This is a genomic window from Populibacterium corticicola (genome assembly GCF_042683685.1).
In the GTDB taxonomy this organism is placed as follows: domain Bacteria; phylum Actinomycetota; class Actinomycetes; order Actinomycetales; family Cellulomonadaceae; genus Timonella; species Timonella corticicola.
Genome location: NZ_JBHUOP010000001.1, coordinates 582,865 through 605,608, shown reverse-complemented (window position 1 = coordinate 605,608; position 22,744 = coordinate 582,865). Strand labels below are relative to the sequence as shown.

The 22,744-nt window shown below is 59.4% G+C and carries 20 protein-coding genes; 2 read left to right on the top strand and 18 right to left on the bottom strand.

Annotated features, from left to right (window positions below; genetic code table 11):
* Positions 1-183: 183 nt before the first annotated feature.
* The 16 genes from ACFSYH_RS02825 to ACFSYH_RS02750 form a co-directional block, all read right to left on the bottom strand.
* Positions 184-462 carry an HGxxPAAW family protein gene (locus tag ACFSYH_RS02825; RefSeq protein ID WP_377464974.1) on the bottom strand — a complete coding sequence of 93 codons (279 nt, stop codon included), beginning with the start codon at positions 460-462 and terminating at the stop codon, positions 184-186.
* Between the two features lie 115 nt (positions 463-577).
* The gene (locus ACFSYH_RS02820; RefSeq protein ID WP_377464973.1) at positions 578-1,228 is read right to left on the bottom strand and encodes a Trp biosynthesis-associated membrane protein; all 651 of its coding nucleotides are present in this window, start codon (positions 1,226-1,228) and stop codon (positions 578-580) included.
* A 9-nt stretch (positions 1,229-1,237) separates the two neighbouring features.
* A complete protein-coding gene (locus ACFSYH_RS02815; RefSeq protein ID WP_377464971.1) occupies positions 1,238-2,824 on the bottom strand; it encodes an anthranilate synthase component I in 1,587 nt (528 codons plus the stop codon).
* 2 nt (positions 2,825-2,826) lie between these two features.
* The gene (hisI, locus tag ACFSYH_RS02810; RefSeq protein WP_377464970.1) at positions 2,827-3,255 is read right to left on the bottom strand and encodes a phosphoribosyl-AMP cyclohydrolase; all 429 of its coding nucleotides are present in this window, start codon (positions 3,253-3,255) and stop codon (positions 2,827-2,829) included.
* A 127-nt stretch (positions 3,256-3,382) separates the two neighbouring features.
* Entirely contained in the window at positions 3,383-5,197 is a 1,815-nt protein-coding gene (locus tag ACFSYH_RS02805; RefSeq protein ID WP_377464968.1) for an ABC transporter ATP-binding protein, read from the bottom strand.
* Positions 5,190-7,010: an ABC transporter ATP-binding protein gene (locus tag ACFSYH_RS02800; RefSeq protein ID WP_377464966.1), complete on the bottom strand. Its 1,821-nt coding sequence runs from the start codon at positions 7,008-7,010 to the stop codon at positions 5,190-5,192. Before ACFSYH_RS02800 ends, ACFSYH_RS02805 begins: the two co-directional genes overlap by 8 nt.
* Positions 7,010-7,783 (bottom strand): imidazole glycerol phosphate synthase subunit HisF, encoded by a 774-nt coding sequence (gene hisF / locus ACFSYH_RS02795; RefSeq protein ID WP_377464965.1) that lies wholly within the window; start codon positions 7,781-7,783, stop codon positions 7,010-7,012. Before hisF ends, ACFSYH_RS02800 begins: the two co-directional genes overlap by 1 nt.
* 198 nt (positions 7,784-7,981) lie before the next feature.
* Complete coding sequence (locus ACFSYH_RS02790; RefSeq protein WP_377464964.1) at positions 7,982-8,890, bottom strand: FKBP-type peptidyl-prolyl cis-trans isomerase; 909 nt, start codon at positions 8,888-8,890, stop codon at positions 7,982-7,984.
* A 10-nt stretch (positions 8,891-8,900) separates the two neighbouring features.
* Positions 8,901-10,265, bottom strand: a complete 1,365-nt coding sequence (gene pafA, locus ACFSYH_RS02785; RefSeq protein WP_377464963.1) for a Pup--protein ligase — start codon at positions 10,263-10,265, stop codon at positions 8,901-8,903.
* Complete coding sequence (prcA, locus tag ACFSYH_RS02780; protein ID WP_377464962.1) at positions 10,262-11,026, bottom strand: proteasome subunit alpha; 765 nt, start codon at positions 11,024-11,026, stop codon at positions 10,262-10,264. Before prcA ends, pafA begins: the two co-directional genes overlap by 4 nt.
* On the bottom strand, positions 11,026-11,913 hold the full coding sequence (gene prcB / locus ACFSYH_RS02775; protein ID WP_377464961.1) for a proteasome subunit beta: 888 nt from the start codon (positions 11,911-11,913) through the stop codon (positions 11,026-11,028). The genes prcA and prcB overlap by 1 nt, the downstream gene beginning before the upstream one ends.
* Before the next feature lie 3 nt (positions 11,914-11,916).
* The gene (locus ACFSYH_RS02770) at positions 11,917-12,105 is read right to left on the bottom strand and encodes a ubiquitin-like protein Pup (protein ID WP_377464960.1); all 189 of its coding nucleotides are present in this window, start codon (positions 12,103-12,105) and stop codon (positions 11,917-11,919) included.
* 215 nt (positions 12,106-12,320) lie between these two features.
* Entirely contained in the window at positions 12,321-13,940 is a 1,620-nt protein-coding gene (gene dop, locus ACFSYH_RS02765; protein WP_377464959.1) for a depupylase/deamidase Dop, read from the bottom strand.
* A 54-nt stretch (positions 13,941-13,994) separates the two neighbouring features.
* Positions 13,995-15,677: a proteasome ATPase gene (gene arc / locus ACFSYH_RS02760; RefSeq protein ID WP_377464958.1), complete on the bottom strand. Its 1,683-nt coding sequence runs from the start codon at positions 15,675-15,677 to the stop codon at positions 13,995-13,997.
* A gap of 358 nt (positions 15,678-16,035) precedes the next feature.
* On the bottom strand, positions 16,036-17,082 hold the full coding sequence (locus ACFSYH_RS02755) for a tRNA (adenine-N1)-methyltransferase (protein ID WP_377464957.1): 1,047 nt from the start codon (positions 17,080-17,082) through the stop codon (positions 16,036-16,038).
* Between the two features lie 94 nt (positions 17,083-17,176).
* On the bottom strand, positions 17,177-18,295 hold the full coding sequence (locus tag ACFSYH_RS02750; RefSeq protein WP_377464956.1) for a site-2 protease family protein: 1,119 nt from the start codon (positions 18,293-18,295) through the stop codon (positions 17,177-17,179).
* A 123-nt stretch (positions 18,296-18,418) separates the two neighbouring features.
* Between ACFSYH_RS02750 and ACFSYH_RS02745 the strand changes: the two genes are divergently transcribed.
* The gene (locus ACFSYH_RS02745) at positions 18,419-19,297 is read left to right on the top strand and encodes a RecB family exonuclease (protein ID WP_377464955.1); all 879 of its coding nucleotides are present in this window, start codon (positions 18,419-18,421) and stop codon (positions 19,295-19,297) included.
* Positions 19,298-19,512: 215 nt separating this feature from the next.
* On the opposite strand, the gene ACFSYH_RS02740 is transcribed toward ACFSYH_RS02745, so the two are convergent.
* A complete protein-coding gene (locus ACFSYH_RS02740; RefSeq protein ID WP_377464954.1) occupies positions 19,513-20,214 on the bottom strand; it encodes an HAD family hydrolase in 702 nt (233 codons plus the stop codon).
* A 137-nt stretch (positions 20,215-20,351) separates the two neighbouring features.
* Between ACFSYH_RS02740 and ACFSYH_RS02735 the strand changes: the two genes are divergently transcribed.
* Positions 20,352-21,251 carry a PAC2 family protein gene (locus ACFSYH_RS02735; protein ID WP_377464953.1) on the top strand — a complete coding sequence of 300 codons (900 nt, stop codon included), beginning with the start codon at positions 20,352-20,354 and terminating at the stop codon, positions 21,249-21,251.
* Positions 21,252-21,409: 158 nt separating this feature from the next.
* Here ACFSYH_RS02735 and mshC read toward each other — a convergent pair whose 3' ends face one another.
* Complete coding sequence (gene mshC, locus ACFSYH_RS02730; RefSeq protein ID WP_377464952.1) at positions 21,410-22,684, bottom strand: cysteine--1-D-myo-inosityl 2-amino-2-deoxy-alpha-D-glucopyranoside ligase; 1,275 nt, start codon at positions 22,682-22,684, stop codon at positions 21,410-21,412.
* Positions 22,685-22,744: the final 60 nt, after the last annotated feature.

Here is a 22,744-nt window from a genome sequence, read left to right as displayed (position 1 = left end):
CCTAGGCCATAGTAGACAGGTTCCACATGGCAAGAAGTTCGGCTGCCGCCCCTTGAGACACCTGCGGCGACATAGGTTGAGACGATTTCTGTGCCGCTTCACCGCGCACTGCCCGAAGAACTCCACACACAATAAAACAAAATGCCTCCGACAACGGTTGTCGAAGGCATTCGTTCGGCTACATCAACGGCGCAACGCCGCGTGCGGTTGCCCCTTGCCTGCAAGCGACAGGACCAGACCGCCAACAGCGCCGATCACGACGACGGCGACTCCGACGATGATGAGTGCGGTTGACTCCAACGGCATGCCCACACCGATCAGGATGCTTCCGACCATTCCGAAAATGGTCAGGAACCAGGCAGCGGTTGTGTGACCGTGGTTGTGCGGTGGCGCATTGTCTGGAAGCTCTACGCCCTGTGGCGCAAGGATGCTTGGAGCGTTTGCCGCGTCCTTAGCTGACATGATTCTCCCTTTCGAAGGTCGTTCCACACCTAGCGTACAAGGTTTTTGCACGACATACGGACTTTCGACCCATGTCTCGCGCGTGATGTCTGCTGTACAAGATGCTTTGCTGACGCTATCGGTCGGTTGGGTCAATTCCCTCGGTCAGGGAGTCCCACAGTACGCGCTCATCGGTGAGTTCCTCCCCCGCGGGCCGCCCTGCTTGGGGTGTGGTCTGCGGTGCATGTGCATCCGTATCCGTTGCACTCCCGCGAGCCGGTGCGTCATATTTGGTGCTCCCCTGTGCCCAGTTGCCCGCCTGGGTCAGAGCGAACACCCCACTGACGACGAGCAGTACGCCACCGGCGATGGTCGCGTAGGGCCACGGCAGGGTGATGAGGTTCTCGGGAACCGCATCAGCGCCCGTCGCCTCCGCATACACGCCCGCAAAGCGGGCAATGGGGTCAGCCAGCACCAAGATCGCCGCGAAGGCAATCAACGCCCCGGCTAGCATGGTTGCGCTCAGCGCGATGTAACTGCCGATTCGTTTGCTGATGCTGAGGAACAGTGCCGAGGCTATCGCAACCAGTCCCGCAGCGGTGAGACCCGGCGACATGCCCTGACCAGAGGCTTGAACACTTATCTCCTGCGCCAATACTGACTGCGTGGACACCTGAAACCAGGTGAGGTTCGCAGTCGAAATGACGATGATCGCCAGCACAAGGATCGACAGGACCACGTGCCTGCGACCGATGCTCCGACGCGTGGCAGTTACGGATGCGTTCATAGAGTCAGTCTACTTACGTCGCGCAGAGAGCTTGTGAGCCGTCGCAATTGCCCGGAGCACGGCGGCCGCTTTGTTGCGGGTCTCCCAGTATTCCGGCTCCTCCTGCGAATCGGCCACGATACCGCCGCCCGCCTGAACGCTCGCGCGGCCGTTCTTCATGTATGCGGTACGAATCGCGATGGCCATGTCCATGTTTCCATCGAAGCCAAAGTACCCAAGAGTTCCACCGTACACACCACGCGACGCCTGCTCATACTCGTCGATGAGGGCAACCGCACGGTTCTTGGGAGCGCCCGACAGGGTTCCTGCAGGGAAGGTTGCGGTGAACACGTCAAGCGCGGTCTTGCCCTGACGCAGTCTCCCGATAACGGTCGAACACATGTGCATGATGTGGCTGAAGCGTTTGATCGCCATGAACTCAACCACCTCAACGCTGCCCGGTTCGCATACCTTGACCAGGTCATTGCGGGAAAGGTCCACGAGCATGATGTGCTCTGCGACTTCCTTTGGGTCCTCACGCACGTCCTTACCGTTGAGAATGTCCTCTTCGAGGGTCTCTCCGCGTGGGCGCGAGCCTGCGATCGGATAGGTCGTGACTTTGCCCTCCACGATCTTGACCAGGGTTTCCGGGCTTGAGCCGACCACCGAGTAGCCTTCGCCCTTGTGGTCGGTCAGTTCGAAGTAGTACATGTACGGGCTTGGATTGACTGTGCGTAGCACGCGGTACACATCGAGCGGGGTGGCGTGCGTTTCCACATCGAATCGCTGGGACAGTACGATCTGGAAGACCTCCCCGTTACGGATCGCTTCCTTGCCCCGCGCAATCATCTCGGAGTACTGCTCACGGGTAGTCCGGAACTCAATGTCCGGTTCTGCCACCGAGTCGTCGAGAATCCGCGGTACTGAACCAAATCCGGCCGCTATACCCGCTTCAAGTGTCTCTTCCATTGCGTCAAGACGGACAACGGCATCCGCATACGCTTCGTCAACGTGCTCGTCAGTGTTGTTGAAGTTGATGGCATTTGCGATCAACCAGATCGACCCATCAACGTGGTCCACAACGGCCAGGTCGGATGCCAGGCACAGGCTCATGTCCGGGGCATCAATCTCAATGGGGGCATTCGATGGCAGGGTTGGCTCCCACTGCCTAATGATGTCCCAGCCCATCGAACCGACGAGGCCACCCGTGAAGGGAGGCAAGCCCTCGATGGCCTCGGTGTGCAGTGCACGCAACGCGGCATCGAGCACTTCAAGCGGCTTGCCCGAGGTTGGAATACCCGCAGGTACGTCACCGTGCCAGACTACGTCATCGTCTACGGCGGTAAGCGTCGCACGAGAGTTCACGCCGATGAATGAGTACCGCGACCATGTTCCATCGATCTCAGCGGATTCAAGGAGAAAGGTGCCGCGTCGACCTCCCGCAAGTGCCCGATAGATTCCCAGGGGGGTGACATCGTCGGCGAGGATCTTACGCACAACCGGGACGACACGGCGCTGGGCAGCGATTTCACGGAAGTTTTCCAGCGCAGGCCAGGTCTTGCCCCACGAGAACTGCGATCCACCACTTGGCAGCTTGGTCTGCATCTCGATGGTCATACCTACGCCTCGCTTTCGTGTGCTGCGGCGTCAACTGCGCCGGTGAAGTGTTCTTCGATGACATGCGCTGGAAGTGTGCCGCCGGTGTCAAAGCAGGTCCGCTCTCCCGTGTGGCAGGCGGCACCAACCTGATCGACCTTGATCAGCAGCGCATCGCCATCGCAGTCGATGGCCACTTCCTTAACAAACTGATAGTGACCGGAGGTGTCGCCCTTACGCCAGTATTCCTGCCGGGATCTTGAGTAGAAGGTGACACGGCCTTCCGCCAGGGTGCGGCGCAACGCCTCGTCGTCCATGAAGCCAAGCATGAGCACGTCTTTGGTGTCGTGCTGCTGGATGATTGCGGCAAACAGCCCGTTGACATCCCGTTTGAGTCGCTGAGCGATCTGCGGGTCAAGGGATGGAGCCAAGGATTCGTTCGTACCAGTCACGCAGATATTTTCCCATGGTGGACAGCCAACAAGACAATCTGTCCACCGTGCGACCCAACACGCCTCGTACTCTATGTGGTGGTGGGTCCAGCCTGTGCGGGTTGGACCCGCCACCACATCCGCGCGGTCACACCTGCGAATTGGTTTGAGCGAGCCATGCGGAGAACATCGCGGCGTAGCGTCCCTCCCGAGCGATCAGGTCATCATGAGACCCAAGTTCAACGACGCGACCTCGATCCATGACCACCACCACATCACTGTTTTGTGCAGTCGAGAGCCTGTGCGCGATCGTCACGGTGGATTTGTTCTCCATGAGAGCATCGAGTGCCCGCGAGATAGCGACCTCGGTTGCCGGGTCAACGGCGGACGTGACCTCATCCATCACAAGCAGATCCGCTTCGCACACATACGCTCGAGCCAGCGCAACAAGTTGACGCTCGCCAGCCGAAAGCCTCTCGCCTCGTTGCCCCACCTCGGAATCGAGGCCTGCCGGGAAGTTGGCCAGCCACGGATCAAGGCCGAGTGCGCTCACGGCGCCCTCAACCCTCGTGGCGATCTCCGCCTCGCTGTACTCCCCCGACGCAATGAGCGGGTAGGAGATGTTTGCCCGTAGTGAGGTCGCGAACAGGAACCCCTCCTGTGGCACGAGCAAGACTCGCCGACGCAGGTCATGTTCGCTGTGGTCACGCAGGTCGATGCCATCAAGCAGCACGCGTCCCTGGACTGGGTCGACAAACCGAGTAATCAGTTTGGCCAGCGTGGTCTTACCGGAGCCAGTCTCGCCCACGACCGCAACGCGCTGGCCGGGAGCAATATTCAGGTCCACGCTATCGAGCACCTTTGGACCGCCAGGATAGTTGTAGTCCAGCTTCTCGACGACCAGATGGGACGGTCCCGAAGGAATCGTCGTGGTGGACGCGTCTTTGAAGGGAACGTCAATCTCGGTCTCCAGAATCGCAAGCACGCGACGCCATCCGGCCACCGCGTTCTGCATTTCGTTGAGGACCTCGGTTGCCAACTGGACCGGGCCAGTGAACAACTGGACCAGGAACAGGAACGCGACGAGTTGTCCCGGGGTGATCTCTCCCGCCACCCCAAGATATGCGCCACCGATGACAACGACCACAAGCACGAGGTTCGCCGCGAAGACTCCGGCTGAAAAGGAGATCGCGACCTTCTTCATCGCATCGATGCCGCTGACGCGGTGTTCTTCCACGGCAGTGTTGATCTTCGCCTCGGTGCGCGGACCGATGCCGTAGGCCGTCACGGTGGAAGCGCCGACAACGGACTCCGACACGGCTCCGAGCAGGGCACCCATCTTGGCGCGCACCGCTGTAAAGCCACGGTTCACGGCACGCTGCGCGGGCTGCAACAGGATCACAAACGGGATGAACGTAACCCACACCAGGAGGGTGAGCTGCCACGAGAACCAGAACATCACCACTGTTGCCGCAACGAGTTGGAGAATCGAGGTGAGCAGCATGATGCCACCCCACTGCACGAACATCGAGATCGTGTCGACGTCCGAGGTCACACGGGAGACCAACGAACCCTTGCGTTCGGAGTTCTGGGTGAGCACGGTCAACTGGTGGATGTGCGAGAAAGCCCGTTCACGCAACCGCGCAAGACCAGTCTCGGCGGCTTTGATCAGACGGACGTTCATGAATGCAGTGCATAGCCCTGACGCAAGAACAGCGCCCAACGCAACCAAACACACAAGCAGGATGCGCTCGAGGTTGATTCCAGCGGGGTCAACCGCGGTGTCAACAGCCTGCTGTACCGCGAGGGGAACCGTGATCTTGCCCGCCGCTGCGAGCACGGCGAACAGCAGCGTCCACCCAATCCCCTGCACGATCTCAGGTGTGACCTGAACACCCCGCCGAATCGTCGCAAATACGCCCAGATCGGAAGCTGACTGAATCTGAGTTTCCCTATCAGCCATCAATCTCCTCCTGATCGTAGGCATTCACCACATCGGCGTAGGTGGGCAGGGCCGCAAGCAGTTGTTCGTGCGTGCCTTCCCCGGTAATGCGACCGTCCTCGAGGAACACGATGCGATCCGCAAGGATCGCCGTGGCAGCTCGATATGCAACCATCACCACGGTCGTGGCACCCGAGCGCGCGATACCCGCCAAGATTGCCTGCTCTACCTGTGGGTCGAGCGCCGAGGTCGCGTCATCGAGGACCAGAACACTTGGCTTTCGGATAACCGCACGTGCAATCGCAAGGCGCTGACGCTGTCCGCCGGAAAGATTCGAACCCTGCTCCCCCAAACGCGTGTCAAGGCCATCGGGAAGGTCGCGCACGAAAACCTCGAGTTGCGCAACCCGCAACGCCTCCCACACGTCCTCATCGCCAAAGCGCGGGTCATCTAGGTCAGTGAGCGTGACATTGGCGCGAACCGTGTCCTCAAACACGAATGACCCCTGCGACACAAACGCAACCGAATCGCTCAGTTCCTGACGCGTCAGCGTGCGTACGTCATCCTGTCCGATCAGCACACGGCCACTCGTCGGGTCCCACAAGCGCGCAATCATAGACACGAGTGAGGTCTTTCCCGAACCAGTACGCCCCATCAGCACTGTGGTCTGACCCGTTGGCGCAGTGAAGCTTACGCCGCGGGCAATCTCCACGCTTTGGTCCTCATCCGCAACCGAGTAGGTGACGTTGTCGAATCGGACCGATGACTCGCCTGAGGTTCGTACGCCGTTGCCGGGGGTGAGGGAGCTACGCAAGTCAACCACGTCCGCCACGCGGCTGTACCCGACCACACTGCGCGGCATATCAGCCAACACCCAACCAAACGAACGAGCCGGAACGGACAGCAAGGTCAGCAGATACGATGCCGTCACGACGTCCCCTGCAGTCACGTCACCGGATTGCAGCCGCATGATGCCCACGGCGATAACCAGGAGCGTCCCAATACTTGGAAGCGCGTCGATCACGGGGTCGAAAACCGCTCGGATCAGACCAACGCGAGCATTCGCGTTCTGCAGAGCCGTCGTACTGCGAGTGAAACGACGCACCTCCTCGTCACGAGAGCCAAGCGCCTTGACCAAAGTCGCGCCCTCGAAGCTCTCGTGTGCGACGTTTGACACCTCGCCACGCAGTTCCTGCGAAAGCGTCACCGCGGGGGTCATGTAGTTCTGGAAGAACAGGTTCGCGATGATCATGATCGGCAGAATCACGAACGCCGCGAGTGCAAGCCACGGGTCGACCAGGACCAGCATTATCCCGGACACGATGAACATCACGACCGAGCCAAGCATGTACGGCATCGGATTGAACACGGTCGTGGCCGCTTCCGCATCCGAGCTCACGTTGGACAGCAACTCACCAGTTGAGTGTTGCTTGTGCCAGGACGGCGCGAGCGTGGTGAACTTGTGGCTCAATGCCCTGCGGTGATGCCCCTGCAACCCGTACGTGCCATAGGCAGCGAAAATCCGACGCCCGGCAACTGATACCGCTAGGCCAAGCACGATGAGAAAAAGCACGAGTGCACCGATCCAGATATCACGCACATTGCGTGATCCCTCAAGGATCGGGATGATGTAGTCCCCTGTGAGCCAGCCAATCACACGGGAGATGCCCACGGTGAGCGCACCGAAGAGGGCGGAAGAACAAATTGCCAAAGTATAGATCTTTGGCTCTGCCTTCAAACTGCGGCCAACCATCGCAAGCGACTTGCGCAGTTGGCCACCAGGTAGTGCATAGGTTTCGTTCTCCCCAAGAAATGCCTTGGAGGATCCAGTCACTATTGTCTAACCTCTATTCCCTGCGCCGCCATGTCTTCCTTGACCTGCGCAATTGTTAACTTTCCAAAGTGAAACACGCTCGCTGCCAGTACGGCATCGGCTCCGGCCTTGGCCGCAGCGGTGAAGTCCCCTGCAACGCTCGCGCCCCCTGATGCGATCAGCGGGATCGTCACCTCACGGCGCACGGCACCGAACATTTCAAGGTCGTAGCCGTTATAGGTACCGTCTGCGTCCATCGAGTTGAGCAGGATTTCTCCCGCCCCGAGTTGCTGAGCCTTGACCGCCCACTCGACCGCGTCGATTCCAGTGCCTCGCTTGCCACCGTGAGTCGTGATCTCGTAACCGGACGGAGTGTGGGTGTCTCCTGTGACTCTACGGGCATCCACTGACAAAACAAGAACCTGGGATCCAAAACGCTCCGCGATCTCATTGATCAGTTCCGGGCGGGCGATTGCCGCCGTGTTGACTCCGACCTTGTCTGCCCCCGCACGTAGTAGCCGGTCCACATCGTCAGTGGTGCGCACCCCTCCGCCAACCGTCAACGGAATGAACACTTCCTCGGCTGTCCGGCGTACCACGTCATACGTGGTCTCTCGGTTTCCCGATGAAGCAGTCACGTCAAGGAAGGTGAGTTCATCCGCACCCTGCTGACCGTAGCGTCGAGCCAGTTCAACCGGGTCGCCCGCATCCCTGAGATTCTCAAAGTTGACGCCTTTAACCACTCGGCCTGCATCAACATCAAGGCATGGAATAACGCGGACTGCGACAGACATCTGGGGAATCCTTCACGTTGAGATAGCGACGCCAACACCCGTGCACCACGGCGTTGGAGGTCTAGGAGTTTCGGTATACACGTACCGTACCGGTGATGACGCATACGTGCTGGCTTGTCCATGCCGGCTTAGCGCAGGGCGGAATTCCACGGCCAGGTCAAGCCTTCGGATTGATCGCCTTGCTTTCTTGGGAGATGTCTATGCCTTCGGACTTGAGGCCGCCACAATATCCACCACGTAGACGAGGGTGGTCTTGGCGAGTTTGTGTTCCGAGTCCGCGAATCCAAGTTCCGGCGGCACGATCACCAGCAGTTGTGATCCAATGGGCGCTCCGATGAGCGCTTGTTCAAGCCCCGTGATGATCTGTTCAGCGCCTAGTTTGACGGTCACAGGTCCCACGTCCTCGACCCAGGTGGAGTCGAACACCTCGGCATCTTTCCACTTTGCGGCCGTGTATTGCAGAACCACCTGTGAGTTGGCGTCGACCTGTTCAGAGGAACCCGAGCGAAGCTGCTGCACAACGAGTTGGGTTGGCTTTATCACGTCTTCGCCGATAGCGACCTCGGGTTCACCAGACCGTCCATAGGAGACCGAAGGGTACTCTTCGGACTGCTCGCGAGGTTCCCCGGTCGACTGCGCAGGCAGAACGTCAATCACGATAACGCTGGTCTGGTTGTCTTCCTGAGTGACCTGCAAGAGCCTGGAACCGGTCGGTTTGTTGACAATCAGTGAGTACAGTTCGGGGCCAAGGCTCGCCGCTTCCACCCGATATGGCACGGGTACCGCTTCAAAGTCGTTGCGCAGAACATCCCCCTTGACAGGATCTTCGGCATAGAAACGCAGAAGAACCCAGTCACCGTCCTCGACCATGTCCCCGCTGCCCTCCCACACAGCCTCGGAATGAGGTTCGATGTACACGAACGGCGTATCGTATTCAACCGTTGGGGCCTCGTCGGCGGTTCCCGTGACGGTAACGTGCGTCGCTTCAAGACTTGTCACCTCATCGACCGGATCGCCTGCGCAGCCCGCGAGTACGAGAGCGCTCACAAGCGCCACAACGAATACGCGTGCCTTGGTCGGGGAGTGATGCATGAAGTTGTGAGACATTCGGGTCCGTTCACATGGAGGCGATGAGTGCTTCTACTCGTTCATCAACGTTCGCGAACGGGTCCTTGCACAGGAGCGTGCGCTGCGACTGGTCGTTGAGTTTGAGGTGCACCCAGTCCACCGTGTAGTCGCGTTTCTTCTCTTGGGCAGCTCGCACAAAATCGCCGCGGAGTTTGGCGCGGGTGGTTTGCGGTGGGTTCTGCTCGGAGAAGGTTATCGCATCTTCGGTGACAACGGTTTTGACCAAGCCGCGCTGTTCCAGCTTGGTCATGAGCCCATCCGTCCGCGAAACATCATGGTAGGCAAGGTTGAGTCGCGCGATCCGAGGATCGTCGAGCCCGCAATCCAACTTGTTTTGGTAGCGCTGGATGAGTCTGAGTTTGATAGCCCAGTCGAGTTCGGTGTCGATGCCGGAGAGGTCCTGCGTGTCAACCGCGGTGATGGCTCGTTCCCACAGGTCGAATACCTGATCATCGTGCGGCCCCTTGCGATCGCTGTTCTCCACGAAGGCGCGTGCCTTCGCAAGGTATTCGCTTTGGAGTTGTGCAGCGGTCAGTGTGCGGCCGTTGGACAGCGTCACTGTCGCTTTGCCCGTGATGTCGTGGCTGACTTCCCGGATTGCCCGCATCGGGTTGTCCAGCATGAAGTCACGGATCGGGATTCCAGCTTCGATCATGCGCAACACGATGTCGGTGGCACCAACCTTCAACAGGTTGGTGGGTTGTGCCATCGAGGAGTCTCCGACGATAACGTGCAGTCGGCGGTAGTACTCGGCGTCCGCATGCGGTTCATCGCGGGTATTGATGATGGGCCGGGATCGGGTTGTCGCGCTTGAGACGGCTTCCCACATGTGGTCGGCTCGCTGCGAGAAGCAGTATTTGGGGCCGCCGCTGGTCTCCATGATGTGTCCCGCCCCCACCATGACTTGGCGGGTGATCAGGAACGGAACGAGGATGTCAGCGAGGCGATTGAAGTCGCCCTTGCGCCGCACCAGGTAGTTTTCGTGGCAGCCGAATGAGTTGCCCTCCGAGTCCACGTTGTTCTTGAACAGGTGGATCTTTCCCTCGGTACCCTCCTCGTCGAGTCGCCGTTGGGCGTCGATGACGAGGTCCTCAACGATGCGTTCGCCGCCCTTGTCGAAGGCGATGAGTTGAAGCACGTCGTCGCATTCGGCGGTCGCGTACTCGGGGTGAGATCCCACGTCCAGGTACAACCGCGACCCGTTACGCAGGAACACGTTGGAGGAACGCCCCCATGCGACGACCTTCTTGAACAGGGCACGCGCGATCTCGTCCGCAGAGATGCCTTCGCCGTCCGGGGTTGCGCAGGTGATTCCAAATTCAGTTTCGAGCCCAAAGATACGGCGGGTGCTCACGTATTAACCCCTAGCAACTGGTTGATTGAGGATGGCGTCAGACGGCGGAATTTTCGGCGTGGGCGCGCGCGGTCAAGGACCGCTGCTTCTAGGTCCAGGCCTGTCAGCCGCTTGGTTTCAGGTTTTATTGCCGACGAGTCGGTGGGCGCTCCTGCTGCGTCCGGCTGCTGGGTGGTTGCGCTCAGGTGGTTTTCCTGAGCGAGAACCTCCGTCATGAGCTGGAAGACCTCGGCAAGGCTCATGTGGGAACGCCAGTTCTCCTCCATGGCCTCCCGCAGCACTGCAGCGTTACCGCCGATCACGATGTATCCGGGAAGTTCCACGACAGAGCCGTCGAATGTAAGGCGATACAGTAGGTCCTCTTCCTCACTGGCTCCGACCTCTGCGACGACAAGTTCGACCTCAAAGGGTTTTGACTCGTTCGTGAACGCGGTACCAAGCGTCTGCGCGTAGGCGTTTGCAAGCCCGCGGGCTGTCACGTCCGAGCGGTCATAGGTGTACCCGCGCATATCCGCGTAGCGAATCCCCGCGACCCTTAGGCTCTCAAACTCGTTGTACTTCCCCACCGCGGCAAACCCGATACGGTCGTAGATTTCGGAGAACTTGTGCAGTGCGCGTGACGGGTTCTCTGTCACGAAGGCGATTCCACCGTCATACTGTGCTACGAGTACTGAACGACCGCGCGCGATGCCCTTACGTGCAAAGTCTGCGCGGTCCGCCATGAGTTGCTCTGGCGAAACATAGAACGGTTGCACAGCCATCATTCATCACCGCCGCGTGAGTCCGAATCATTACGCGGCCCTGCCGTGTTCCCGGTGGATCGCTCCCCTGGCTCAAGCACCACAATCGACTTCAATTCGTTAGACCGCTGAGAAATCACCGCATCCGCATGAGCGGTCAGTTCCTGAGCGCTCACGTACTCGAATCCCTGTTCGCTCACTCGCGCCACGATGGGCCAGATCTTACGCACGGAGTCGGGTCCAGAAGTCGCTGAGTCATCGTCTGCGGCATCCCACAGTGCCTCAACGCTCACCCGGACAGCCTCAGAGGCCGTTAGGTCAGGACGCCACAACTTTTTGAGTGCCCCGCGCGCAAACACGGAACCGGAACCGACACAGTGATACGCGGTCTCCTCATAGCGTCCGCCTGTCACGTCATACGAGAAGATCCGCCCCTGCTGCTTTGCGTGGTCGAAACCGACGAACAGTGGCAACACCGTCAGACCCTGCATCGCCATTGGCAGATTTCCGCGCAACATGGACCCGAGCCGATTCGCTTTCCCGTCAAGGGAAAGCGAATCGCCCTCGATCTTCTCGTAGTGTTCCAACTCAAGTTGAAACAAGCGCACCAACTCAATAGCAAGGCCAGCCGTACCCGCAATACCAATCGCGGACGACTCGTCGGCAGGAAAGACCTTCTCCATCTGCCGCGATGCGATCATGGATCCGACGGTCGCCCGACGGTCGCCAGCCATAACCACGCCGCCCGGGAACTGCACGGCGACAATCGTGGTTCCGTGCGGAATCTGCGGCATGGTTCCAGCCTCACCCAGTCTCAGATCGAGTATGTGTGGAGCGCTGGCGCGTACGTGTTCAAGGAACGAGGTATCCGTTCCAGAGATGCTATGTGGACCGCTCAGCGGTGGCATAACCTACTGTCCGCCCTTTTGAACGAAACCCTTCACAAAGCTCTCGGCGTTCACCTCAAGTACGTCATCAATCTCATCGAGGAGGTCGTCCACCGCAAAGTCCTGAGCCTGCGCGGAAGTTGGGGTGTCTGGTGTCGGCGTCTCTTCCTCAACCTCGTTGGACGTCGCATGCTGCTGCTCTTGGCCTGGCATAATTCCTCCTTAAGTTTTGCCGAGGCTATCCGGTCTTCCCATCAGCCCAGCACTACTCTGCTAGTTCAATCTAACCTCACCGTGCGCTGCTATGCGTCACAATCTGCGCACATAGAAGCTAAAATCCACAAAATCCGCCATCGGCGAAGCAGTTCGTTACCTTCCCGCAATCGTCTGACTCTCGAAACACCCATGACGAGAAGAGGCGTGGTCGCTCACTCGCCGAGGAGAGAACTCAAGAATCCTTCGGGATCATCTTGGTGGCGTTCGAACAACTCGCCTACATGACCCTGTGTGCCCTTCCACGGATCGAGCATGGAGATGCGCTGCAACGTTGGCCGTCCGGGAATATCAAAAATCACCGAGTCCCAACTCGCACCGGTCACATGTGGCCCGAACAACGCCATTGCCTCGCCCCGGAAATAGGCCCTCGTGTCAGCGGGTGGATGCGCAACAGCATTTGTGATCTCGTGTTCTCCCACAAGACGGTCAATCACACCGGCATCAAGCAGTTTCCGGCTCAGCGAGCGTTCTGGACGAACGTCTGACCACTGAATATCCATCGCCACGAGCTTTGGATGGTCCCACGCGATCTGGTGCCTGTTGCGCATCGATTCCAGTAGTCGGTACTTGGCCACCCATTCAACGTCCCGTGCACACGACATCGGATCGCGTTCAAGCCGGTTCAATACGTCCTCCCAGCGCGCCAGCACATCCTGCGTCTGCTCTGGAATGGGATCGACCTCAGCTACGCGGGCCTGCATCTCACGCACGACAGCAAGGTACTCGCGCTGAATGCTGATCGCGGTCATCTCACCGTTCAGGATGGTCCAGATCGGTTCGGAGCATGTAAGATCGCGGCTGACTGCGCTCACCTCGGCAACCGGGTCGCCGAGCATCAGCAGTTCCAGGCGCTCTGCCAAGTCTGGGTGGTCCTCAAGATGTTCCACAACCCATAGCACCAGGTTCGTGGTACCGATCTTGAGGTATGTCGTGGTCTCCATGAGGTTCGCATCGCCGATGATGACGTGTAGTCGACGCCACCTCTCACGCGTGGCGTGCGGTTCATCGCGGGTGTTGATGATCGGGCGACGCAACGTGGTTTCAAGACCGACCTCAGCCTCCATGAAGTCTGCACGCTGCGAGATCTGGAAGCCTGACTGCTGGCTGTGCTGCCCAAGGCCCACCCGCCCCGAACCGGTGAATATCTGGCGGGTCACGAAGAATGGCGTCAGCACAGTCACGAGCGTTGAAAACGGTACTTTCCGCTTGACCAGATAGTTCTCATGCGTTCCATAGCTTGAGCCCTTTGAATCCGTGTTGTTCTTGTACAACTGGATGTCGAGACCCATCGTGCGTTGTAGTTCGCGGTGCGCGGTGAGCATGACCCGTTCTCCCGCAACATCCCAGATCACTGCATCGCGCGGATTCGTGACCTCGGGTGATGAGTACTCCGGGTGCGCGTGGTCTACGTAAAGACGTGCACCGTTGGTCAGAATCGCATTCGCGGCGCTTGGGTCGTCGTAGACTGGGCCGTCTGGACGGGTGACATCCTGCGCATCAAGCGTGGGCTCATCGCCCGAAGGCGCTGGAACGTTCGGGTTATCGGTCAGCAGGGATGGGTGCGCCGAGGCGCGCTCCAACTTGAAACCACGCGCATCGTTGAGTGGATCCTCGTCAAGGTAATCCCAGCGGGCGTTTCCCCGCGCGTTCGCACTGATCGCACGGTAGGCCGTCACGACCTGGCTCGACATGAGCATTGGGTTTGCTCGCGGGTTGCCGTTCTGCAGGACCCCGTATTCGGTTTCAATTCCAACGATGCGCTGTACAGTCACATCTCTACCCTATGTGCTGCACCGATACGGTCGCAGGAACGTTTACGGTGTGGACTACAGGTAGGGGCCGGTGTTTGGTGCGGTGCTGATCGCCTTGACCGGGTCTGCTGAGGAGTTCGATGATTTGGTCTGAACGATCGTGCGGATAAACACGATGCGTTCGCCCTTCTTACCGGAGATACGCGCCCAGTCGTCGGGATTGGTCGTGTTGGGCAGATCTTCGTTTTCCTTGAACTCGTCGTTGCATGCCGCGATCAGGTGTTCGACTCGCAGGCCCCTGTTGCCTGTGGTCAGCAGGTCCTTGATCGCCTGCTTCTTGGCTCGGTCCACGATGTTCTGGATCATCGCGCCGGAGTTGAAGTCCTTGAAGTACAGGATCTCCTTGTCACCGGAGGCGTAGGTGACCTCAAGGAACTGGTTCTCCTCGCCCGTTGCATACATGTGCTCGACGGTCGCCTGGATCATCGCGTCAAGGGTCGCCTGCACATTTCCATCATGCTGTTTGAGGTCGTCCGCATGGATCGGCAGGTTGGCGGTCAGGTACTTGCCAAAGATCTCCCTGGCCCCCTCGGCGTCGGGGCGCTCAACCTTGATCTTCACGTCGAGTCGCCCTGGTCGCAGGATAGCCGGGTCAATCATGTCCTCACGGTTTGAGGCACCGATGATGATCACGTTGTCGAGTTTCTCAACGCCATCGATCTCGGCAAGAAGTTGAGGCACGATCGTGGTCTCCACGTCTGATGACAGTCCCGTACCACGAGTGCGGAAAAGGGACTCCATCTCGTCAAAGAAAACAACGACCGGGTTGCCCTGCGCTGCCTTCTCGCGTGCACGTCCGAAGATCAGGCGGATGTGACGCTCCGTCTCACCGACAAACTTGTTCAGCAGTTCTGGACCCTTGATATTCAGGAAGTAGCTCTTGGCGTCCTTGGCGTCTAGCCCGCCACGCACTGCTGCAGCCTCGGCGAGCGAGTTGGCGACAGCCTTCGCGATGAGTGTCTTTCCACAGCCCGGAGGACCATAGAGCAGGATGCCCTTCGGTGCTTTGAGACCATGCTCGCGGTACAGCTCGGGGTGCGAAAACGGAAGCTCGATTGCGTCCTTTATGTGCTCGATCTGAGAACTCAGCCCACCAATGTCTTCGTATCTGACATCGGGAACCTCCTCAAGGACCAGTTCCGAGACCTCAGACTTCTCGATCCGTTCGAACGCAAAGCCTGCCTTGAGATCGATGAGAACCGTATCGCCCACGCGCACGTTCGGCGTGCCATCCTCAAGAAGCGAACTCGCCAGGCGCAGTACGCGCTCATCATCGCCCTTACCGGTGATAAGGACGCGGTCATCGTCAACGAACTCCTTGATAGCCGCAAGTTCACCTGTGCGCTCGAATCCAACGACCTCGACGATCGCCATAGCCTCGTTGAGCCGCACCTCTTGGCCGGGCTGGGCACGGTGCAGTTTGGCGGTTTCGAGTGAGGTCAAGCGCAGTTTCCGGCCCGCGGCCATGACCTCTGCGGTGCCATCGTCAAACTTCTTGAGGAAGATCGCGTAGGTGCTTGGCGGCTTAGCGAGGTCCTCGAGTTGTTTCTGCAGTTCAACGATCTTGCCGCGGGCGTCCATGAGGATCTGGGCAAGCCGCTCATTTTGGGCGGAAAGGGTGGCGATCTGCTTCTGCTCCGGGCTTGGTGTGCCGTGCGGTGGGCCACCTGCTGGATTGTGGATTGGATCGGAAGACATCGAACTCCCCTTTCCTGCGCGTTTACTTGAGTTTAGGTTTTCATACTTCACGCATTCATGCCCGCATAGCACGCCACATGGACACGTATCCAACCCCATCGTTTGCTAGGGCACGGAGGCGCACCCTCGTTCAATGCTGGAAGATGACGCACGCTGGAACGCAACCGACTCGTCGCCAACCTCAATCAAATCCGTCCAACTCGGTGGGCTGAAAAACGTCCGGCAGCGTGTAAAAAAGTCATGCACCCGGAACGAAAACACCCCACCGACATTCCAACCGGAACTGCCTGGACACGACGAAACAGGCTGGGCCAGTTGGAAATCCAACCGACCCAGCCTGACATAACACGACTAGAGACTAAGCGTCATCATCCTGGCCGGAATCCTCGCCAGTATGCTCAACCAACTCATCGCGATGGGCGGTCACATCACGACGGACCTTGCGAACCTTCTTATCCGATGGGATGCGCTCCCCCAGGTCCTCTTCAGACCACTGCTCGTCCACGGGGTAGGCGCCCTTCGCGGGACGACGCTTTCGCACAATCGCCTCAACGCCGTCCGCAAGGCGGCGGGTCATGATGAGGAAGCCGGTGTGGCCAACCATGCGGTGCTGGGGACGAACCGCAAGCCCTTCGAGGTGCCAGTTACGGACCAACTGCTCCCACGCGACCGGCTCTGTGAAACGACCATCCTCGCGCAGGTCCTCGGCAACCCGCGAAAGCTGCGTTGCCGTCGCAACATAACAGATCAGCACGCCACCTGGAGTGAGTGCCTTGGCGACCGCATCAATGTTCTCCCACGGTGCGAGCATGTCCAGCACAACGCGATCCACCGAACCAGGCTCGGCAACCGTTGGCAGCACATCCGCGAGATCGCCAATCGACAGGTCCCACGAGGGGTGCGGTCCACCGAAGAAGATCTCGATGTTCGCACGCGCAATATCCGCAAAGTCCTCGCGACGCTCGATCGAGTGCACCTGGCCCTGGTCGCCCACGGCCTGGAGGAGTGAAAGAGTCAGAGCACCCGAACCGACGCCAGCCTCGATCACACGCGCACCCGGGAAGATGTCCGCCATCGCGACGATCTGAGCGGCGTCCTTCGGATACACCACAGCGGCACCACGCGGCATCGACAGCACGTAGTCGTGCATGAGCGGGCGCATCAACTGATACTCGATGCCCGAGCTCGTGACAATGTTCGTGCCCTCGGGCTTACCGATGATGTCGTTGTGGCGATAGAAGCCGCGGTGCGTGTGGAACTCCTCGCCTGGCGTCAAGGTGATGGTGTGGAGGCGTCCCCGGTTATCGGTCAGTTGGACACGGTCACCCTCGCGGAAAGGTCCACGGCGCCTATACGCACCGGTCGGTTCAGCAGACTCGGCCGATTCTGGCAGATGTTGATTCACGGATCTCGATTTCTTAACTTGTGTCACGGCGTTTTGTTAACGCTCTAGTGTATGTGGTCCAGGCGAACTGGCTGTTCCCCAACTTGTTGCTTGACTATCCAAGACCTGAGGCGCGCACGAGCTCCGCAGTCCAGACAACGCCCTTGAGACCGGACTGATCTGCGAGCACGTAGAGTCTGCGGACGCCATGCGGAGTGCGCAGTTCCTCGAAGAGATGCTGCGCACTCACGTCTGTCGGTTGGATCGTTCCCTCGGGGAACGGCACGATCACGCTAGCCAGTTGGGTCTGTTCTACGACCGCCGCCGGTACCGCGTAGAGTGCCTCAGGGTCGGCGTATGCATAAGGGCGGCCAGAGTCATCAGCGACGAGTACCGCTGCGTTGGTGCGCACCAGTTCAGGACCGATCTGCGCAAGCGTGGTATCCGCCGATGTGACAAGGGCAGGCCGAACAAGTTCGGCAAGGTTCACGCGTTCGACCTGTTCGAGGTGTCGCGCGTACTGAAGTGCACCACGAGCACCAGACCAGACCACCCATACGAGCAGAACCGACCACATCAGGTATATCGTCTGCGGGGTGCGACCTTGGAGCATTGGCCAGCCGATCGTGTACAGGGCAAAGCCGATTGCCACGATCTGGCCACTGCGCGCCGCAATCTTCATACCCGTGACACGTTTCTTGCTGAACTGCCACACGATCGCGGACAGCGCATTGCCACCATCGAGCGGGAGGCCCGGTACCAGGTTGAACAGTCCAAGGAACAGGTTCATCATTCCCGCGTTCTTGACCACCACGTACGCAAGGGCAGCGCTAGAGGAGGACACGGGGATCAGTTCGGCGCCGAACCACATCGCGAAGTAGAGCGCAATGTTGGCGAGAGGCCCAGCAACCGATACCAGGAAGGAATGCCACGGCTGGCGGAACTCGTTCTTGAACCCGGCGTGACCGCCCAGAAAGGTCAGGCCGATTTCACGCGCCTCAACCTTGAACCTGCGAGCCACCACAACGTGTGCGACCTCGTGCAGGAACACCGAGATCACGAGCAATACCGCAAGGGTCACCGAGCACAGCACGGCAACCGGGAAAGAACCCGCATAGGTCTGGAACGAGCTGAAGTACAGTGCACTAAACACCGCAATGAGCACGAGCACGCCGGGACGCACATTGATGGGCGCACCTGCGATGCGGCCGATTGTCCATGACGTGGGTTCCATGGGTGCTACCTTACCGTTTCGTATTCTCTTGGCACGTCCCGAAGTCCTGGGACAGCCCTCGCTGCGGTCCACGCCACAGCATTTTCTTCCCGTCCGGGCACAGTGGTCACCTAGGCTTAAGGTATGTCCTCGACTCGCCGCGCCCCCGCATTGTCGCCGTCCCGTGCGAACGACTATTCGCAGTGCCCGCTCATGTTTCGGTTCCGCACGATCGATAGGTTGCCGGAGCCACCCAGCAAGGCGGCTACCAAGGGAACGCTCGTGCACTGGGTGCTGGAACACCTGTACAACGCACCGATTGGCCGCCGTTCTCCCGAGGCCGCGCACGCGCTTGTACCAAACGCGCTCACCGCGGTTCAGGCCCGTACGCCCGATCTGGACACGATGTTCGAATCTGAGGCAGACAAGAAGCAGTGGCTCGCTGAGGCCGGAAAACTGATTGACCGCTATTTCACGCTCGAGGATCCCAACCGCCTTGAGCCGGCAGAACGTGAGGTCAATATCTCCGCGCTGCTCGACGGCACGATGCGTATCAAGGGAATCATTGACCGTGTTGACATAGCTCCGAGCGGAGCGGTCCGACTGGTCGACTACAAGACCGGCAAGGCTCCCCGCCCGCAGTATTCCGCGTCCGCGGCGTTCCAGATGCGCTTTTACGCGGTTGCAATGCGTGAGGCACGAGGTGTTACCCCCGCGATGCTGCAATTGAACTACCTCGGCGACAGTCAAGTGCTCCGCAACGAACCAACCGAGGCGGACCTCGATCAGGCGAAAGGCAAAATCATTTCCATCTGGGATGACATCCGCCGCAACGCCGAACGCGATGAGTGGCGTCCTAGAACATCGAAGTTGTGCGGATGGTGCTCGTTTCAGAGCATCTGCCCGTCGTTCGGCGGCACGCCGCCCGAACTCGAGCAGGGTGCTAGCGCGAAGGTTTGGTTGGAACCGCCCACGCTTTTTGATCGCTCGATGAGCGAGATTGCCGACGATCCGGCCAGTTAGCCCCGCCACCTACGTCCCGGTTCGTCAGGATTCGGTGTCGAGAATCCATCATGTATTCGGCCGTTGGCAGCACTTAAGCGCTAAGTGTTACCAACGAGGGTTGGCTGGTATCACTTAGCGCACTCCTCGAGAGTAGTGAGCGCTTCTCAGCCCACCCCGGCTACCCACGTCGTGGAACCGGGCAGGTGGGGAGAGACTCGTCGGCAATCAGAGATTCAGGAGTTGAAGTCGACCAAGCCACCGCGCATAACGACATCCAACACAAACGGCGTGAGTTGGTCCAGCGACTTGATCCGACTCAAGCCGGGCGCAGACTCGACCGGCGTGATCGCTTCAATGCCAATCGTGCGCGCACCCGAGGCAAGAGCCGCGGTGATCCCTGTTCTGGAGTCTTCCACCGCAATGCACTGGGTGGCATCCACGCCAAGTGCACGGGCTGCCTGAAGATAAGGGTCAGGGTGCGGTTTGCCGCGTTCGACCACATCGCCGGAGACCACGACCTCGAACGTACCGGGAGCTGCCGTATCTGCGAATGCGTGAGCCACAGGACCATACGAGCTGGTCACAAGCGCACATGGAATACCCAATGCCCGCACCCACGCAAGCGTCTCCGCAGCATGTTCCCGCCACGGCACCTCCCTGCGCAACTGCGTACTCACTCGTTCCACCAAAAACGCCACGACGTCTTCAGGACTGCCTGGGGCACCGGCAGCGATCAACACGTGCGCCGCGTCCATCAGATCGAATCCCACGAGAGTCAGCGCCTGCTCGTGGGTCCAGATGCCTCCGCCGGACTCGACAACCTCGTATTCCGCAGCCTGCCAAAACGGCTCGGAATCAATCAACGTGCCATCCATATCAAACAGGATCGCTTGAGGTAGATGGAGTTTTTCTTCCCTGTAAGGCATAGATGACATAACCGAAGCTTTCTAGGAGAACCAACCACCCATATTACGGAGCCATGTCATCTTGGGCTAAATTCGGTGCCGTTTATCAGCGCTCGGTGAACGTCCGGCACAAGCTCTCCCCCGGAGACTAGGCTTAAAGGATGGATATGCCCCGTCACCCCGACTCACCGAACACTGAACCAACTGAAGTCGCTCAACGCTTCGACGAAGGCACCGTCATGATCGCAGCGTTCGCGGGATGGAACGATGCGGGTAGTGCGGCAACGAATGCTCTCCAGCACATCTCAGACACTTTTGACGCGCGCCTGTACGACGAGATCGACCCAGAACCCTACGTAGACTTTCAGGTGAATCGTCCCTCGGTCGTGGCTACCGAAGCGGGTAGGCACATTCTGTGGCCGGCAACCCGCGTTGAGGTAATCACTCACTCCACGCTGCGCCGAAAACTGGTACTTGTGCACGGGATTGAACCCAACATGCGCTGGCGCACCTACTATCAGGAGATCCTGCGTATCGCCGATGAACTGGATTGCAGCGGTATCGTGTTGCTCGGTGCTCTTCTCGCGGATGTTCCACACACCTCGAAGGCCCCAGCCACCGTGACCAGTTCCAACACATTCATGCAAGAGCATCTGGGGGTCGAGGAAAGCGATTACGAAGGCCCTGCAGGTATCACGAGCGTGCTTGGACACTACGCTGAGCTTGATGGCGTCCCTGCGGTGAGCGCCTGGGCATTCGTTCCTCATTATGTGCCGCATCCTCCTGCGATTCCTGCGGAGATTGCTCTGCTGGATGCCGTTGAGGACATCGTTGGCGAGGCAATCCCGCGCGGTGAGTTGGAAGACGAGATGTCCGCCTGGCTACGTGGCGTTGATGCTTTTGTTGAGTCTGAGCCAGATCTGGCCGAATACATTCAACAACTCGTGACGGACGATACGATCACTGAGATTTCCGGGGAGAAGATCGCGCAGGAGTTTGAGAGGTTTCTGCGGCGTCGCGGTCCAGGTTCCACCGGTTCTGCCGGTTCTCCCGGCGATCTGGGCTGATTGCCGACGACACCCTCGTTCGTATAGCCCGTTACGCATGGTTGTCTGGCGGGTTGGTAGGCCACTTTGATGGCCTGTTTCGGTGAGTAGTTCGCCTCTGGGTAGAGGAGAGGGGCCATGCACTGTTGCGCTTGGCCCCTCTCTCATCTAGATGATGGTTACATGCGGATACCGAGGAGAGCGTTCACGGCACGCGACATCACGCCCGGTGCCCCCTCAACGAATTCGGTGCTCTCTTCGCCTTCGAGAGTCAAGCGTGACCACTCATCCACCGCACCAAGCGCCTCAGGGGTGTTCAAGTCCTCGCGTAGCGCAGCACGCATTGCCCTCAACGTGTCGTCATAGGCAGGGCCACCATTTCCTGAGAACGCCTCAAGCCACAGTTCGAACCGTTCCTGCGCCTGCCGGAGTAGTTCATCGGTCCACTCCCATTCGCTGCGGTAATGCTGTGATAGCAACGCCAACCTGATCACCATGGGTTCGACGCCCCGTTTGATCAGCTCTGAGACCAGCACGAGGTTACCGAGCGATTTGCTCATCTTCTCGCCCTGATACGACACAAGGCCAGCATGTACAGCAAGACGAGGTCCCGCCTGGCTGTCCCCCGTCAGAACACGCGTATGGGAGGCGCTCATCTCGTGGTGCGGGAACAGCAGATCCGCACCGCCACCGACAACGGAACATCGCGCTCCAAGCGCCTCTACTGCGATGACCGCACATTCAATATGCCAGCCTGGACGTCCCTGACCAATCGAACCGCCATCCCAAGCAGGTTCACCGTGCCGGGCCGCACGCCACAGCAACGGGTCCAGAGGGCTTCGCTTGCCCTCACGTTCGGGATCGCCCCCACGCTCAGCAAAGAACGCGAGCCGCTCCTCCGGGCTGATTGGCGCGAGAGAACCAAACCTTGAGTCGACAGACAGGTCTGCATACACGTCTGCTGCCGAGTCGCTGACAGCAGAACCATCGGTGACCGGCACCAGGTAGGCGCCATCCTCTGCCAGCATTCTTTGGACCGCGGCGGTAACCTGCGGGATCGTCTCCACAGCACCGAGATAGGTTTCTGGAGGGATTACCCCCAAAGCAGTCATATCCCGCGCGAACAGGTTGATCTGTGAGGCCGCAAGTTCCTGCCAGTCCGTACCCGTGGCGTTGGCTCGCTCAAGTAGAGGGTCATCCACATCGGTCACGTTGGAGGCATAGGAAACGGTCTTCCCCGCATCCCGCAAAGCACGATTCAGCAGGTCAAAAGCAACATAGGTTGCGGCATGGCCGATATGGGTCGCGTCGTATGGAGTAATACCGCACACGTACAGCGAGGCGTTCTGCCCGAACGTGACCTCCACGTTCTGCCGCGTCGTCGAGTCAAATACCCGAACCGTGTCGAGCGAACCAGGAATCTGCGGGATTTGGGGGGCTGGCCAAGTAATCACAACTCAACGATAGCCAAGATCAGCCGCATATCCGAACCGAGATGTTCCCTGTGCTCGACC